Origin of the sequence: Cloacibacillus evryensis DSM 19522 (genome assembly GCF_000585335.1) — a bacterium.
Taxonomy (GTDB): Bacteria; Synergistota; Synergistia; order Synergistales; family Synergistaceae; genus Cloacibacillus; species Cloacibacillus evryensis.
Window position 1 is genome coordinate 1745094 of record NZ_KK073872.1, and the last position, 16428, is coordinate 1761521.

The 16428-nt window shown below is 50.6% G+C and carries 15 protein-coding genes; 2 read left to right on the forward strand and 13 right to left on the reverse strand.

Annotated elements, in window-relative coordinates; all coding sequences use genetic code 11:
• Positions 1 to 4 precede the first annotated feature (4 nt).
• The 9 genes from CLOEV_RS07685 to rlmD all read right to left on the reverse strand — a co-directional run bounded on the left by CLOEV_RS07685 (position 5) and on the right by rlmD (position 11940).
• Entirely contained in the window at positions 5 to 1504 is a 1500-nt protein-coding gene (locus tag CLOEV_RS07685) for an efflux transporter outer membrane subunit (RefSeq protein WP_034442934.1), read from the reverse strand.
• Positions 1505 to 4651 (reverse strand): efflux RND transporter permease subunit, encoded by a 3147-nt coding sequence (locus CLOEV_RS07690; protein WP_034442935.1) that lies wholly within the window; start codon positions 4649 to 4651, stop codon positions 1505 to 1507.
• Positions 4652 to 5851 carry an efflux RND transporter periplasmic adaptor subunit gene (locus tag CLOEV_RS07695; protein ID WP_051484966.1) on the reverse strand — a complete coding sequence of 400 codons (1200 nt, stop codon included), beginning with the start codon at positions 5849 to 5851 and terminating at the stop codon, positions 4652 to 4654.
• Positions 5852 to 6152: 301 nt separating this feature from the next.
• Complete coding sequence (locus CLOEV_RS07700) at positions 6153 to 6746, reverse strand: GNAT family N-acetyltransferase (RefSeq protein ID WP_218915511.1); 594 nt, start codon at positions 6744 to 6746, stop codon at positions 6153 to 6155.
• Between the two features lie 216 nt (positions 6747 to 6962).
• Complete coding sequence (locus CLOEV_RS07705) at positions 6963 to 7745, reverse strand: EFR1 family ferrodoxin (protein ID WP_034442939.1); 783 nt, start codon at positions 7743 to 7745, stop codon at positions 6963 to 6965.
• Between the two features lie 280 nt (positions 7746 to 8025).
• Positions 8026 to 8808: a hypothetical protein gene (locus CLOEV_RS07710; protein ID WP_034442942.1), complete on the reverse strand. Its 783-nt coding sequence runs from the start codon at positions 8806 to 8808 to the stop codon at positions 8026 to 8028.
• A gap of 75 nt (positions 8809 to 8883) precedes the next feature.
• A complete protein-coding gene (locus CLOEV_RS16790) occupies positions 8884 to 9162 on the reverse strand; it encodes a hypothetical protein (protein ID WP_147564232.1) in 279 nt (92 codons plus the stop codon).
• Between the two features lie 186 nt (positions 9163 to 9348).
• Positions 9349 to 10272: a recombinase family protein gene (locus CLOEV_RS07715; protein ID WP_034442945.1), complete on the reverse strand. Its 924-nt coding sequence runs from the start codon at positions 10270 to 10272 to the stop codon at positions 9349 to 9351.
• Between the two features lie 297 nt (positions 10273 to 10569).
• Complete coding sequence (gene rlmD, locus CLOEV_RS07720) at positions 10570 to 11940, reverse strand: 23S rRNA (uracil(1939)-C(5))-methyltransferase RlmD (RefSeq protein WP_034442947.1); 1371 nt, start codon at positions 11938 to 11940, stop codon at positions 10570 to 10572.
• Between the two features lie 238 nt (positions 11941 to 12178).
• Between rlmD and CLOEV_RS07725 the strand changes: the two genes are divergently transcribed.
• Together CLOEV_RS07725 and CLOEV_RS07730 are read left to right on the forward strand one after the other, a co-directional pair.
• Positions 12179 to 12649 carry a signal peptidase II gene (locus CLOEV_RS07725; protein WP_034442951.1) on the forward strand — a complete coding sequence of 157 codons (471 nt, stop codon included), beginning with the start codon at positions 12179 to 12181 and terminating at the stop codon, positions 12647 to 12649.
• Positions 12650 to 12747: 98 nt separating this feature from the next.
• Complete coding sequence (locus CLOEV_RS07730) at positions 12748 to 13515, forward strand: C39 family peptidase (protein WP_034442954.1); 768 nt, start codon at positions 12748 to 12750, stop codon at positions 13513 to 13515.
• Positions 13516 to 13620: 105 nt separating this feature from the next.
• On the opposite strand, the gene CLOEV_RS07735 is transcribed toward CLOEV_RS07730, so the two are convergent.
• Genes CLOEV_RS07735 through CLOEV_RS07750 form a run of 4 tightly spaced genes read right to left on the reverse strand, consistent with a single transcriptional unit; the run spans position 13621 to position 16369 of the window.
• A complete protein-coding gene (locus tag CLOEV_RS07735) occupies positions 13621 to 14190 on the reverse strand; it encodes a 2-oxoacid:acceptor oxidoreductase family protein (RefSeq protein ID WP_008711833.1) in 570 nt (189 codons plus the stop codon).
• Between the two features lie 12 nt (positions 14191 to 14202).
• Positions 14203 to 15033 (reverse strand): thiamine pyrophosphate-dependent enzyme, encoded by an 831-nt coding sequence (locus CLOEV_RS07740; RefSeq protein ID WP_008711836.1) that lies wholly within the window; start codon positions 15031 to 15033, stop codon positions 14203 to 14205.
• 2 nt (positions 15034 to 15035) lie between these two features.
• Positions 15036 to 16166 carry a 2-oxoacid:acceptor oxidoreductase subunit alpha gene (locus tag CLOEV_RS07745; RefSeq protein WP_008711838.1) on the reverse strand — a complete coding sequence of 377 codons (1131 nt, stop codon included), beginning with the start codon at positions 16164 to 16166 and terminating at the stop codon, positions 15036 to 15038.
• Between the two features lie 2 nt (positions 16167 to 16168).
• Positions 16169 to 16369 (reverse strand): 4Fe-4S dicluster domain-containing protein, encoded by a 201-nt coding sequence (locus tag CLOEV_RS07750; RefSeq protein WP_008711840.1) that lies wholly within the window; start codon positions 16367 to 16369, stop codon positions 16169 to 16171.
• Between the last annotated feature and the right edge of the window lie 59 nt (positions 16370 to 16428).

Consider the following 16428-nt stretch of genomic DNA (forward strand, 5'->3'; position numbering starts at 1 on the left):
AAAATTACTGCTTTTTTCCCTCAGATTTTTTATCTTTCCATGGAGTCGGCAGTTCCTTCGTCTCCAAATCGTCGGCGGCGCGGTACTGCCAGCCGCCGCCGAGCGCAAGACAGAGGCCGACCGCCGAGTTGAGACGGTCGGCGCGGCTCCCCTCCAGCTGCAGCTGCACGGCAAGAAGGCTGCGCTGCGCGTCGAGCAGGTCAAGCTGGCTCGTCATTCCGTCAAGATATTGTGTCCTGGCAAGCTCATAGGCGCGCCGCTGCGCCTCTTCCTGCTTTACTTCAAGGCTTACGACCGCTTCGCTTTTCTCATTTGCGGTGATGGCGTCGATCGTCTCCTTCATCGCGTTCTGTACGGTCTTGTAGTATTGCGCAAGCGCCTGCTGGGCCGCCGCTTCATTCTTCCTCACATTTGCCGCCAGTTTGCCGCCGTTATAAAGCGGAGCCACGACTCCCGCCGCCGCCGCCCATCCAGTCGGCCCGTCTAACATCGTTCCGGGGGTGTTGTTGATATTCCCGATCAGTCCGCTGAGCGATATCGTCGGGTACTGCGCCGCCTTTGCGGAACCGATGTTGGCAAGGGCGGTCCTGTAATTGAAGACCGACTGCAAAATATCAGGGCGCTGTGTTAAAAGCTGCGCGGGAAGTCCCTCCGGGATTGCCGGGCATGGCGGGAGCTCCGCGATGTGCGCGCCTCTCGGCACCTCGCGCGAGGCAAATTCTTTGGGATCGCGTCCCATTAAAAGCAGCAGTGATGTTTCATATTGGGTCATTGCGAGCTGAAGCTGCTGTACCTGTACGGCGGTGGAGGCAACAAGCGCCTCGTTGCGCCTGACTTCAAGTTCGCTTACTTGCCCCTGCTCGTACTGGTATTTGCTCAATTCAAGGGTCCGCTGCTGCGATTTGAGGTTCTCCTGAGCTATCTGTATCTGCCGGTCCGAGGCGCGCATCGAGAAGTAGTTTTTCGCCACCTCTCCGGCCAGGGAAAGGCGTATGGTGTCCTTCGCCGCCTCCGTCGCCAGAATATTTTCTCTGGCGGCGCGCGTAGCCTTCTGAAGCTTGCCCCACAGGTCCATCTCGTAGCTGACGCCGCCCGCGGGCTCTATCACATTGGTCTCATCGCGCTTCCCGTCAGCGCCGCCAAGTATGTACGAACGGGAAACGTCCAGCTGGGCGTTCAGCGAAGGGCGCTGTTCTCCGCGCGCGGCCTTAAACGAGGCCCGCGACTGGGCGACGGCGGCAAGAGCCGCTTCGAGGTCGCGGTTGCGCCGGAAGGCTTCGTCGACGCACAGGTTGAGGACCGGTTCGTTGAAAAGGGTCCACCAGGCGGTATTGGGCGTTATCTTCTCCGCCGCCGGCGCCTTGTCCGCAGGCAGATCGCCGGATATGGACGCGACATAGGCCGGAGGCATGTCGTATGCCAGCGGGGACGTTATCTTGGGACCAAGATCGATATGAAAGAACGACCCGATAAAGAGTGCCGCTAAAAGCGCGCTGGTAGTCATTTACTTCGCCTCCCCTTCTGTTGTCGGCGCAGGCGTTTCGGATGCGGAATCCTTTTTGCGGGAGGAAAGCCGCATGACCATTGTAAAGAAGCATGGCACAAAGAATATGCCTATCACGGTTGAAGCCGTCATGCCGCCGATTATGCCTGTGCCGATCGAGTGCCGGCTCGCGGCGCCGGCGCCGGTGCTGACGGCCAGCGGCAGAACACCGAGTATAAATGCCAGCGAGGTCATTATTATCGGACGGAAACGGAGGTGCGAGGCGTTAACAGCCGCCTGCATCAGCGGCACCCCCTTCTGATGTTCCTCCAGCGCGAACTCCACTATCAGAATGGCGTTCTTCGCGGAGAGCCCGATGAGCGTGACCAGCGCCACCTGGAAATAGAGGTCGTCAGAGAGGCCGCGCATCATCGTGGCGACAAAGGCGCCGAACAGCGCGAAGGGAACGGACAGGACCACCGCAAAGGGCAGGCTCCACCGTTCATACTGGGCCGCGAGAATGAGGAATACCATTATTATGCCGAGCACAAAGGCGATCATCGTCGCGGCTCCGGTCTGTTTTTCCTGGTAGGCCGTACCGGTCCAGGCGAGCGTGTAACCGTCCGGCAGCGTAGAAGCGACCTCTTCAAGCGCTTTTATGACCTGTCCGGAGGTGTATCCTGCGGCCGGCTGCCCGGTCAGCTTGGCGGACGGGAAGACATTGAAACGCTCCATCGTGTCCGGCCCCGTCGTCGGACGCAGTTCGACCAACGATTCGAGTGGTATCATATCCCCGTTCTCCGAACGTATATAGGTATATTTGATGCCGTCCGGCCTGTCCCTATAGCTTGATTCGGCTGATATGAGGACCTGAAAGGTGCGCCCCATCTTGTCGAAGTCATTCACATAATAGTTGCTGTATATGCTGCCCATCGCGCCGAATACGTCGGAGAGGCTTACGCCGAGGGATTTCACCTTTACCCGGTCGATGTGGACGTAATACTGCGGGACTTTTGTCGAGAATGTCGTCGTCACGCTCGCGATCTCCGGCCTTTTATCGGCCTCTTCGATGAACTTCTGTACCACGGCCTCGATCTCGTCGGCATCCGTGGTTATCCTGCTCTGCAGATACCCCTCTACACCGCCGGTGGTGCTCATGCCGATGATGGCAGGCGGGTTGAAGGCGAATACCTGCCCGTCAGGAATGCCCCAGGCTTTCCCCATCACCTTGTTGGCGACAGAGAAAGAATCCTCGCCTGGGCCCTTGCGCTGGTCCCAGTCCTTGAGCTTTACAAAACCGGCCCCGTAGTTCGACTGGTTGGACGAGTTCATTATATTGTAGCCAGAGAAGATAAGCGCCGTGTCCACCTGCGGCACGGAGGTGGTTATCTCCGAGACCCTCTTTGCCAGGTCTTCAGTCTGATTAAGCGAGCTTCCGTCCGGCAGGGACATCGATTCCATAATGATCCCCTGGTCTTCATCAGGAACGAGGGAGGTCGGCAGCGTCAGCGCCATCTGCGCCGTGGCCCCGACAAACAGCAGGAAAACCACGAATACCACAATACCGTGTTTCAGCATCACACGCACCGACGACGAAAAACCGTGCGTGACCTTTTCAAAGAAGGTATTGAACCATCTGAACAGCACGAATTTCGGTTTGTGTTCCGACGGTTTCAGGATCATCGCACAGAGCGCCGGCGTGAGCGAGAGCGCCACAAAGCCTGATATTATGACAGAGGTCGCTATCGTCACCGCAAACTGTTTATAGAGCTCGCCGGTGAGCCCCCCGAGAAAGGCAATCGGGACGAAGACGGAGGTGAGCACGAGAACGATGGCGATGACCGGAGCGGTGACCTCCTCCATCGCCTTACAGGTCGCGTCGAACGGCGACAGCCCATCCTCCATATGACGGTCGACATTCTCAATGACGACGATCGCGTCGTCGACAACGAGCCCGATCGCCAGAACGATACCAAAGAGCGTCAGCGTGTTGATCGAAAACCCAAAGGCCTTTAATCCCGCAAACGTCCCGATTATAGAGACGGGAACGGCGAGGCAGGGAATGATCGTGGCGCGGAAATCCTGTAAAAATAGCAGCACGACAAGAAAGACCAGGGCCAACGCCTCGATGAGGGTTACGATGACCTCTTCTATCGAGACACGGACAAAGGTAGTCGTGTCGTAGGGGATATCGTAAACAAGACCGCTGGGAAATTTCTTCTGCGCCTCGGCAAGCTGGGCCTTGACCTCATCACATACCTGTATGGCGTTGGCCCCCGGCGCGAGCGTAACGCCGACGGGGACCGCGGGAGTGCCGTTCTGCGTTCCCGAGAAGCTGTAGCTCTTGGCGCCGAGCTGCACGCGCGCGATATCCTTCAGATAAACGGTCTCTCCTCCGGGAAGGCTCTTGATAATGATATTCTCAAATTCCTCTTCGGTCGTCAAACGGCCGGTCGTCGTCATGATATAGGTCTTCTGCAGGTCGGCCTTAGTCGGCGCGTCGCCGAAGCGTCCGAGCGCGTACTGGCTGTTCTGATCCTTTACCGCGGCGGCGACGTCGGCGGGCGCTATCCCCAGCTGCGACATCTTGTCCGGTCTGAGCCAGATGCGCATCGCGTAGTCCTGGTTTGTGAAGATGTTGACATCACTGACGCCAGGGATACGCTTGAGCCCGTCAACAACATTGAGCAGCGCGTAGTTGCTTATATAGGTCGTGTCGTAGATGCCCTGCGGAGAAAAAAGCGAGAATATGAGCAAGATGTTCGGAGACGATTTTTGCACGATGATGCCATACTGGCGAACCTCCGCCGGTATGGAGGGCGTCGCCATCTGGACGCGGTTGTTGACGTTTATCGTCGCCTGGTCGGAGTCCGTGCCGAGCTCAAATGTAACGGTGAGCGTCATGTTTCCCTGCCCGTTGCTGACGGAGTTCATATAGATCATGTCGTCGACGCCGTTTATCTGTGTCTCCAACGGAGCGGCGACCACCTGCGCTATAACCTCCGGCGTCGCTCCCGGATACTGCGCGCTGACGGTCACCTGCGGGGGCACCAGCTCCGGGAACTGTGCGATAGGAAGCGTATAGATGGAGACTATCCCCGCGATGACGATGATGATCGAGCAAACGGTCGCCAGAATGGGCCGTTTTATAAACATTATGGAAAACATTTATTTTGCTCCCTCTATAGCTACCTTTTCGCCCGGTTTTACCTTGGCGACGCCGTCAAGCACGATCTTTTCACCTTCGCTGAGTCCGCTGCCAACGAGACAGGTATTGTCTATCGTTTTAAGTATCGTTATTTCCGTCTTCTCTGTGATGTTTTCATCATTGAGCTTATAAACAAAAGATTTCTCGCCGGCCTGCACGATGGACTTCAGCGGCACCTGGATTATCTTTGGGACATAATAGCCCTTCACAAACACACGAACAAACTGCCCGGAATAGAGCGAATTGTCTTTATTGTCAAAAACGGCGCGCGCGTTGATCGAGGCGGTCTGCGGAGTGACAAACTGGTTCTGGAAGTCGATTTTTCCTTTTTTGTCTATCCGCGTGCCGTCCCCAAGCGCCAGCTCAACGTAAGGGCCGCCCGCCTCAGTTTTGAGGAGGCCCTGCGATATAAGCTGCGCATTTTTGCGGTATGTGTCGGCGGGGATCGCGAAATCAACGTAGACCTTGTCGGACTGTACGATCGTCGTCAGTAAACCGCCGGCCTCCACAAGGTTGCCAACGGAATAGTTTTCTTTGCCGCTCAGTCCGGATATCGGGGCTCGCACACTCGTCCATTCAAGGTCTATCTGGGACTGGCGCAGCGCGGCGCGTGACGCGTCGACCGCCGATTTTGAAGCCTCGAAATTCGACTCCGCCGTGTCGAACTCAGCCTTGCTCACGGCATTTTTTTTGTAAAGGGACGAGGCGCGGTCAAAATCAGTCTTCATCAGATTCATCTGCACCTCGCTCTGTTTCAGCGAAGCGTAGTTCCTGCTGACGGCCGCGCGGTACGGCGCCTGGTCTATGACGAACATGACCTGCCCGGCCTTTACCGGCATGCCCTCTTTATATGATTTTTTCTTTATGATGCCGCCGACTTGCGCGCGAAGCTCGGCCTGCCTAAAACCGGCCGTCTGTCCCGTGTATTCCATGGTTATCGGCATATCGGACCGCTTGACTGCCATCTCCGACACGACCGGCGGCGGTACCATAGCGGCGGCTGCCGCGGCGGCTTTTTTCTTTTCTTCGTTTTTAACGTACCACCAGCCTCCGGCGGCGGCGATAACGACGAATGCAATGATCACATATATAATATATTTTTTGCTCTCTATATTCTGTGTCTCATCCGGTGTTTTTGCTGCGTTATTTTCGTTTTCCACGGGTACATCTACTCCTCGCGTAAGGACATTTTGTTTAATTTTCATTATAGCATACTAAACAAAAACGAAATACGCCGTCTCAATGATAACAGCTAAAACATCAGCGAAAATCACTAAAGAGAACGGCGTAAAAGGCAGACTATGCTGCCGGCAGCTTCCGCATTTTACCGCAAAATTTTCCAATGACAGGTATTCGTATCTCTGGGACCTAGCAATAACAGCACTTTATAGCAGATCAATATAGTAAAAAATGATCAATTGCATTATCTGAAAATTGATCAATTTATCCCAACATTATAAATTATATGAAAAAGAGTTTACCCATATTTGCCGTACAAAAAACCTCGTCCTTAAAGCTCCAACAACATGTATATAAGTTCCTGAAATCCGGATATACGCGAATTGAAGCCTCTGGGATTCCTCCCGTATTCAATAAATCCGTTTTTTTATACATGGATATTGCATGTGTATTTTCTGAAACTACCTCAAGCTCAAGCTGGGTATGGCCTGCTTCTCTTGCACATTCGATGCATGTTTTTGTCAATTGCTTTCCAATTCCTAATCCCCAGTACGCTTTGTCTATACCGATACCGAATGAAACTCTATGCAAGACTTTATAATTTTTCCCCACTGTCTCAATGCCTGCCGTTCCTACGACCTTTCCTTCAATCAATGCAGCTATAAGAATTTCCTTCGGATTATCATTTTTATCGTTCAAAAATTCAATTTCTTGCTCCAAACTAAAGTTGCTCTCGTCTGGATAAGAAAGTAAGTAATCCGTTTGCCTGTGAGTTAAATTGAAATTTTCAAGAATGCCTTCAGCATCTTTACAGGTTGCATTCCGTAGGCAGCATTCCGTGCCATCCTTTAATATTATTGATTTTTTGTAGTTCATATTTTTTCTCTCCAAAATAACAGCTCATCTGATTGGTGCGCCCATTCGCATTTTTCTCCTCAATACAAGTACTTTTACATCACCGGCAGGGCAAATGCATCAAATATCCTTCAATGAGTTTTCGTAGATATGAATCATCCCAGCCAGCCATATGGACAAAAGCTTTGGTATAATTTATCGCCGACACTATTTAAGACTAGCTTTTGTTATTTTCTCTCAAACCATATTATTTATTTGGTTTGCCATAATAATTTCCGCCAGCGAAATGTGCTCATTACGATAGTGAACCTTGGGATTCTTTTCCGGCAATGTTGTAAATTTAATAGCAAATTGTGGACAAGCATGAATGCAAGCTAAACATGTAGTACAATTCTTATAGTCATATTCAGCCTTCTTATCTACTACCGTAATACATCCCATGGGGCAAACTTTGGCGCAAATACCGCAGCCAATGCAGTTATCCATCACATTATATAAAGGCTTATCTTCCGCCGCCTCAATTTTTACCGGCAGCGCCAAATAAGCTCTATGCTGCTCTTTGTCTGCTTCTGTTGCCGCCTGAACATAGTGCTTTCGAGAAGCAACATCATATTTGATTATTTCAATATGTTCGTCAACTTTTTTCTCCGGATCAATATTCAATTGCTGCTCAATATCAAAAGCAGGGATGGCATTATCAACCATAATTATAGTATTTATATAATCAGCCTGAAGGCCAATGCCTCGTAAAAAACCTTGTGTTAGTTCAGCTGCCCCACCATGATGAAAGCCATAAGTAAGTACTAGATAAAAATAATCACAAACAAATTTTGAAGTAGCTAAAAACCGTTTTACTGCTTCCGGCATTTCATGACCGAAAACAGGACAAACAACTCCTATCTTTTCGGCTCGATACTGTCTATTCATTTTATTTAATTCTTGAGGTATACTAACGATTTCACTATCTAGCTGTTTTGCTACATATAAACTATTCCCAGTTGCGGTAAAGTAAAATAGCATGTTCTGCCTCCTTGGTTATTACATTTTCTCCGTTATCGCACATCTAGTGAGTCAAAAATTTTCGAACCTGGCAAGGCGCTCGGGCACTCACTCTTTGTGTGACATCAAGCATACCGTCTCGACGTGAGATACCTAGGCTATTCCCAAACACATTTACAAGCGCCAAAAATCCGCTGTTTTCTTGCATTTACAACCATTTTATCAACTCGACTATGTGATTTATGACTAGGCTATTTAGTAGCATAAACTGGAAGTTGATAAATTGAAAGTACAAAAAGGCTTATTCTTCACACTTGCAATATTTTACTGCATTTGGGTTGACCATATCAATTTTCCAGCCTCTTGTTCCAACCTGTCCTATAATCGCAATATAGTATAAATCATCAGTAGAAACATCATCTTTTATTTTTCCTCGATATAGACTTGTTCGAAAAACTGGTTTTCCTGCCTTGTTTTGATTGTATACATTTAAGCAATAATATGTAAAAGGCTCTCTCCCTTCTTTTTCTGATTTTTTCTCTTCAACTGCCAATTTCACCTGTCCATAAAAAACAAATAATTCGTTCTTTTCTTCCTCATCTACCCATGCATTTAGTTTTTTTCTTCGCAATGCCTTGATTATATTACCCTCATCCTTTGGCACAGGAATCAACATAGGATTATCTTTTGTACTTATAGCTGTCCCAGCACCCATCAAGCCTTTCTTCTTACCAGGTTCTTTGCAAAGCATATTAATCATAGAATCAAGCTTGTCCTGGATTTCAGGATACGTCAAGGAATTGATTAATTCCCTTGCAACCTTTCTTGGGGCATACTGATAATTATACGTACAGCCATCCTCGTGATTAGATGTAGGACACCTTCTCAAATGTGCTCTTACCTTAGACGTTTTATGTACAAAATACAATTCCGCTGTCTTGCATTCAGGGCAAAATATCTTACCTTCATAGTTTCCTAGTTTATTCTTGTTATTCTCAACATAATCGACCAAATCAACTAAGTCTTGGTTCTCATCCTTTGTTCTATAATAAAACTCATCGAAACTTTTATGTTTTTCTGCCATGCTACTTCACCTCATTTTCATCATTCTCATTATTGTTATAACTAGTAATTAACAAATTCAAATTTATCTAACATCTTATTCACGTTTAGCCACAGCCTCTTTGGAAGCTATATCTACAATACTCTTGAGTTCATCCTTGCCAAGTGTTCTACCTTCTTCTGCAGCTATACGCTTTTGCTCTTTAACTGTTCTAACAACTTCCATAATGTTTCTTGATCTCTCAAGTGCCAGATATTCTTCTTCAATAGCGTCTCGCCTTGCAGAACACTCTGCACACAAATCTATATCCTCAAATGGTACTTCTTCCCAATCAAACTCCTCAGCATTATATTCACACGAACCATACTTCCACAATCTTTACAAAGCACATAAATATTATCGCTTTCCATTGGAGCAAAGTTAATTGTTCCATTCTCATTTTCAATCTTCAAGTACATCATATATAATTCCTACCTTTCTTCTTTTGGTAGTACTATATATCACTCTTTATGTTCTTTATAGCAAGTCATTTATTATACAAATATGATGCAGATTATCCGTCTACTTTGTCTTGGAACTATACTTATTGGAACTTCGGTGCTTCGTTCCATTTTCATCTACTGTAACGTTGCTTCTCTGCGTTTTTCTTTTTTGCACTGCCTCAAAAAATTCCTTAGAGATAATTGATGGGTTATTATCACTGACCAAATAATATGTGCTATTTTCATCGGATTTCAAAAGTTCTGCTTCTCCGATATACTTTCGTTTGGTTAGTGTCAACTCAATTGTCCGTTTGTTCCACTTATCTTTTCCGGTTGGTGATTTGATACCTAGATTTTCCAGTTCTTTTAGGATGCCTGTCACGCTCTTTCCACCCAGATACAAGTTGAAAATCTTCTGAACAACGGCTACCTGTTCCTCATTAACAATTAATTTTCCGTTCTCATCGCTATCATATCCATAACATTTTCTATCAGCCAGTTTTGAAGTGCCTTGTTCTACTTTCTTCTTAATGCCCCATTTTATATTTTCACTTCTGCTCTCATTTTCTGCTTGTGCCAATGCCTCTACAATGGAAATCATCAGCTGGTTGTCCGTTTCATAAGAGTCCAAATTTTCTTGTTCGAAAATAACACGAACATCAGATTCTCTTAATACTTTTAAGGCTTCAAGTGTATCAACAGTATCCCTGCCAAACCGGCTAAGACTTTTGGTTATCACTATATTAATTTTATTTTTCTTGCCATCTTCAATCATACGAGCAAAGTCTTTTCTTGGCGATTTAGATTTACCAGAAGCAATATCAATATAAACATCAACTAATCTCCAAGTATCCACTGTAGCCACATGTCCGGTGAGTGCTGAAATTTGAGCGGTAAGACTATTTAATTGTTCCATATCATTTGCACTAACCCTGCAATAAATTCCAACTTTCTTTTCAATCTTGGAACGTACAGCGGGGATATAGTTTACTCTCTTTTCCATATCCGCCTCTTGTGGCTAATCAACATCAAGTGTATTTTCACGCATGATGAATAGCCTATTTTTCTTCAAACCACCCATATACTCTAGCGAAAAATCAATTTACAATCATTCCGTCAACTTGCCATCACATCTTAACAATCCTATCTCCACAACCTACCCGTTTTCAAGCTGTCAACTCGACCCTACGGCATTTTTGCAGTGGATATGTTTAGTTCCTCGATTACAACCAAAAATTTGAGGGCTGAAGTTTAACCTCCAGCCCTCAGAAAGCCCTTTATTTCAAGCCTTTTTCACACATTACTTCTGAACCCTTGACATCAACACGACACTCTCAACGTGCCCCGTCTGTGGGAACATGTCAAAGGGGCGCGCCAGCGACAGTGCGTAGCCGCCTTCGGCTAGGCGCTTTGTATCTCTCGCCAGGGTCGCCGGGTTGCAGGAAACGTAGACTATCCGTTCCGGGGCTATTTTCAATATGGCGGCGAGCACCTTTTCATCACAGCCGGAGCGCGGCGGGTCCACTACGACGACGCCGTACCTGTTGCCGCTGAGGCTGCCGGCGATGTCCTCGGCCTGCGCGGTGTGCGGGATTATCTTTTTTATTCCATTGCGCCCGGCGTTCACGGCAATATATTTCGCCGCCGGCTGCCAGCTCTCGACGGCCGTCACCTCGGCTCCGCCCGCGGCGAGAAAGACGGTGAGGCTGCCGACGCCGGAATAGAGCTCGAGTATCCTGTCCGCCCCGCCGGCAAGCGCCAGCTCCGACGCATATTCGTAGAGGTTGCGGGCCTGCGCTGAATTTACCTGAAAAAAGGAGCTCGCTTCAAAGGTGAATTTGTATCTCCCAAGTTGTTCGCTCATCCGCTCTTCGCCAAATAAAGATACGGTCCTGCTTCCCCAAATGAAGTTTCCGGACGCCTCGTTTATGTTGTAGACCATCCCGGAAAACCCCGCTATTTTTTCAGCGATGGAGCGAAGTTTGTTTTCTTCTTTTTTAGCAAGCGGCCTTCTGCCGACCACCGCGCACAGAGAATCTTCGCCAAACTGCGCCTGTCGAACCACGATATGGCGTATCAGCTCGTGCGGCTGCGGCCGCCCCCCCTCTTTGGCCCCGCAGAAACCCTCTTCGCGCAGCGCCGCGAGAAGCTCCCGCAGGTTTTGGTTTATTTTTGGCAGCAGCACTGGACAATTTGAATAAGGTATTATATCGTGGCTCCTCGGCCTGTAAAAACCGGCGCGCAGGTTTTCTCCGCGAAGGCTCTGCACCGGCAGCGAGGCTTTATTACGGCAGCCCCACCGCTGTGGCGACGGGACGCATTCAAGCACGTTCGGATTCGTTATTTCGCCTATCCTTGTAAGGGCGTCAAATACCGTCCTTCTTTTCAGCTCAAGCTGTGCGTCGTACGATATATGCTGAAGCTGACAGCCGCCGCAGCGCCCAAAAGCGCCGCAATTCGGCGGCGTGCGCAGGGGCGATTCGGATATCCGCCGTATGACCTTGGCCGTCCCGTAATTTTTCTTTTTTGAGACGATGCGCGCCTCCACCTCTTCACCGGGAAGAGCGTCCGGGACAAATATCACGAACCTTTCCTCTCCGGCGCGGACCACGCCTTCGCCCTCATTATTAAGATCTGCAACTGTCACGCGTATTTTATCACCCTGTATCATGTAAGATACTATACACTAAAAACCGTGTCATTGCGCGGGCAAGATTTATTTTATAACTGAAGCCGCATATTATCTGGCGCTAGTGTCCCTGACCACGGAGAAAAAGGGGTTTCTCCCATGGCTTGAAGAGAATATAATGATAAGCGTTGCGAAATGACCGCCGCTCACACCGGGGCTCCGGCGACGGCGCATCCGGGCGGATGGGCGCAAATGATTTTACAACGACGGAGGGGATCGATTGAAGAAATATCCTGTTTCAAGGACGGCAGTTTTTTTGACCGCCGCCGTTTTCTCTTTTCTTGTCGATCACCTGACAAAAATCGCTGCGCAGAGGCTGGCTTGGAAGACCAGCTTCAACGAGGGCGTCTCGTTCGGGCTCTTCAATTCAGTCGATCCTGCCGCCCTATCGGCAGCCAATATCGTGATTCTCTTTGTATTGCTCATTCTCTGTATAAGATCCTCCGGCAGAAGAGGCCCTGCGTTCTATCTCGGATGCGGAATGATGTTTGGCGGGACCGCCGGCAACCTTGCCGACAGACTGGCCCACGGCCGCGTGATAGATTGGCTGCCACTTCCCTTTTCGGAGTTCTTTTTCAGGTCAGGCTTGTGGGTGAACGCGGCGGATATTTTTCTTACCGCCGGCTCGGCGACGGTCATTCTTGCGCTGTGGATGGCCGCCGGTGCGGATAAAGGGTCTGAGGCCGACTGACCGGCAGTTCGTCAATTCAGTAAAACTATGCCGAATGCTCCGAAGCGGCTTTTAATTTTATGTTATCATAATACGTATTCAAAAAGGAGATGTTTTTCATGAAAAAATTACGATTTTACATACTGTTAACTGCCCTGATCATCACTTGTCCGACCGCGGGAGCCGCCGAACGTGTCGTACCGTTCCCTCATGAACTCGACACGCAGTCGTCGGGGGCCTCTTCATATAACGCGGCGGGTGACGTGAAGGATTCACCCTATTTCCCGGTCATGGATTATTATGCGCTGAAAAGCAATTCAAAAGGCCTTACGATCTTGAGCGCTTTCCCCACCTACCAGCAGACGACGGAGGTCACCTGCGGCCCTGCCGCCGCTCTTACGGTGCTCTACTATTTCGGCAATAAAAAGTATGACGAACATATGCTATCTATCTTGATGGGAACGCTGCATGAGGCAAAGAATGGCGGAGAGATGGGAACTTCGACCTCCGGCATGGTGAAGTTCTTTAAATCCATCGGCTGGAAGGTAGCCTCAAGCCTGGACCGCCCTAAGAACAGGGCTCATGACTTTGAGACCCCCGAACAATTCAGAAACTTCATCCTTAAAAACTTGCGCGAGGGCGTGCCCGTGATGGTAGAGAACATGTACTGGGGCGGCCATTGGCGCGTCATCATCGGATACGACACGATGAACACCGAAAAGACGACCGACGACGTGATTATCTTCATGGACAGCTATGACGTGCTGGACCACAGACAGGACGGCTATACGGTACAGGCCGCCGAAGGCCTCTTCTACACATGGAAGGATATGGAATACCTGCCGAAAGGCGAACGCGTGCAGCAGTGGCTCACGGCCCGTCCGTAAATCATCGGCGAAACAGGCGATATTCCAATCTCAATATTACGACAAAAAGAGGGGCCTCTTACGTGAGAAGCCCCTCTTTTATATTCTTGCGTCCAGGCTGTGAAGCTATTTCTTCGCCGCCACTGCCTCGGACATCATCTTGTAACCCTCTTCGAAGGCCTTTTCGTTAAGCTCTTCGGTTCCCTTGGGAACGCGGGCAAGGATGGCGTCTTTGATCGCCTCGGGCTTCGTCAGCCCCTTGTCCTCAAGCACCTTCGCAGCCGTCCCAAGCGCCACCATGTTGACGACGAGCTCGCGTCCAAGTTTCTCGCGGGCCGTTCTTACGATGGGGAGCATGTAGATGTCGGCGTCAAGTTTCGGGGGGTCCGTCACAAAGAAATCATCGAGAATGACGGTCGCGCCCTTAGCCGTATCGTGGCTGTAAGTGTCGCAGGCTTTCTGAGTAAGGATGACCTGAAGGTTGGGATGGGCAGCCTTCGGATAATCTATTTCGTCGCGGTCGTAGACCACTTCAGATTTCGAAGCGCCGCCGCGGGCTTCCGGGCCATAAGCCTGGCTCTGAACCGAATTGAGGCCCTCCGTACGGAGAGCGGCGGCCTCACCAAGGATCACTGCGGCGAGGATTACTCCCTGTCCGCCGGATCCAGCAACGCGAATTTCAAAACGATCGCCCATGATCCGTACCTCCTATGCCTTTCCCTGCGCGCGCGCGATAACGTCGTTGTAGCGGTCGGTGTATTCGCGGGCGTTTTCTATGTTGACAAATTCGCCGACAACGATCTTGCCCTCGAGCTCCTCGGGGGTCATCTTGTCAGCCTGAGCCTTAAGGACCGTATGCTCCTTAAGGAACTTGATGTTGTCTGTCGGACGGCTGCGCTTGTTCTTGCGGCCAAACTGCGTATGGCAGAAGGAGATGATCTCGACGAGCGCAAAGCCCTTCTTCTGATGTTCGATCGCCTTCTTGAGTATCTGTTCGCACATCACGGGGTTCGCTACCGTGGCGCGCGCCACAAAGGTCGCGCCCGCGCCGGCGGCGAGCTTGCAGATGTCGAACGTCGGGTCTATCGATCCGTAGGGGGCCGTCGCGGCGAAGGCGCCTTCCGGCGTCGTCGGCGAAGCCTGTCCGCCCGTCATACCGTAGATGTTGTTGTTCATCAGAACGGCTGTGATACCGATGTTACGGCGGCAGGCGTGGATGAAGTGGTTTCCGCCGATCGCGGTGCCGTCTCCGTCTCCCATAACGTTGACGATCGTGAGATCTGGATTGGCCATTTTAACGCCCGTCGCGAACGCGAGCGAACGTCCGTGCGCCGTGTGGAGCGTGCAGGCGTCGATATATCCGGGCATACGGCTTGAGCAGCCGATACCTGATGAGATGCAGACCTGCTCCCTGGGGATGTCAAGGTCGGCAATGGCGCGGAGGATGGAATGCATGATGATACCGTGTCCGCAGCCGGGGCACCAGATATGGGGCATGAACTTTGAGCGCAGGAGTTTCTTTACATCTTCGCGTGGCATAGTTACGCCACCTCCTTGATGAAGGACATAATCTCAGCCGGCTTGTAGAGTTCGCCGTTGATAAGGTTCTTCGCGTGTACTTCGCAGTTGCCCTTAACGGCTCTTTCTACTTCGAGCACCATCTGTCCGGCGTTGAGCTCCGGTACGATGATGTGCTTTACCTTCTTTGAGAAGGCGGCTATTTCTTTATCCGGGAAGGGCCACAGTGTGATCGGGCGGAAATGTCCGACCTTTACGCCCTGCTCGCGAAGCTCGCGGATCGCGCGCAGCGACGAGCGGGAGACCGAACCGTAAGAGATTACGACGATCTCGGCGTCTTCCATAAAGTCTTCTCTGTATTCGACGATCTCGTCGCGGCAACGGTCAACCTTACGGATGATGCGGTTAGCCTTGAGGTCGATATCGGGAGCGTCATTTGTCGGGAAGCCCCACTCGTTCGTGGTAAGCCCCGTAACGTGCCAACGGTAGCCATCACCGAATGCGGGCATCGGAGGGACGTCGTCGGCATCGGGACGGTAGGGCACGAAATCATCGGGAGCGACCGTAGGCTTTTTGCGGTCGATCACTTCATAGGTGCCGGGTTCGGGGATGGTGATCTTCTCACGCATGTGTCCGATGACCTCGTCAGCCATGACAAGGACGGGCTGGCGGAAGCGCTCTGCCATGTTGAAAGCCTTGACCGTGAGCGAGTAGCACTCGGGGATCGAGCAGGGAGCATACGCGATAGTGGCGTGGTCGCCGTGCGTTCCCCATTTGGCCTGCATGACGTCGGCCTGGGAAACCTTTGTGGGAAGACCGGTAGAGGGGCCGCCGCGCTGGATGTCGGCGAGGACCATGGGAATCTCCGCGATATATCCATAGCCGAGGAGCTCCTGTTTAAGGGAGATTCCGGGGCCTGAGCTCGCTGTCATTGCCTTCTTGCCCGCTATCGAGGCGCCGAGGGTGGCAGCGATACCGCCGATCTCGTCCTCCATCTGAACGAACTTTCCGCCCAGCTTCGGAAGCTCTTCGGACATAACTTCCATTACCTCTGTTGACGGGGTGATAGGATATCCGCCGAAGAATCTGCATCCCGCGGCGATAGCGCCCATTGCTATGGCCTTATTACCCTGCCAAAATTCGTTCTGGGCCATAATTATTCACACTCCTTAACAGTGATTGCCAGGTCAGGGCAGATATTCTCGCACTGACGGCAGCCAATGCAGTCCTCCGGACGAACTGCGACGCACTTAACCTGATCGTTAAGTTCCAGAACCTTCTTGGGGCATATAGCGATACAGAGGCCACATCCTTTACACCATTTCTCAACTATTTCGATGTTGAACTTCTTCGCCAAAAGACCCACCTTCCTTCCACACATCTAATCGATTTTGTCTGTCAACCAGAATTACAGAG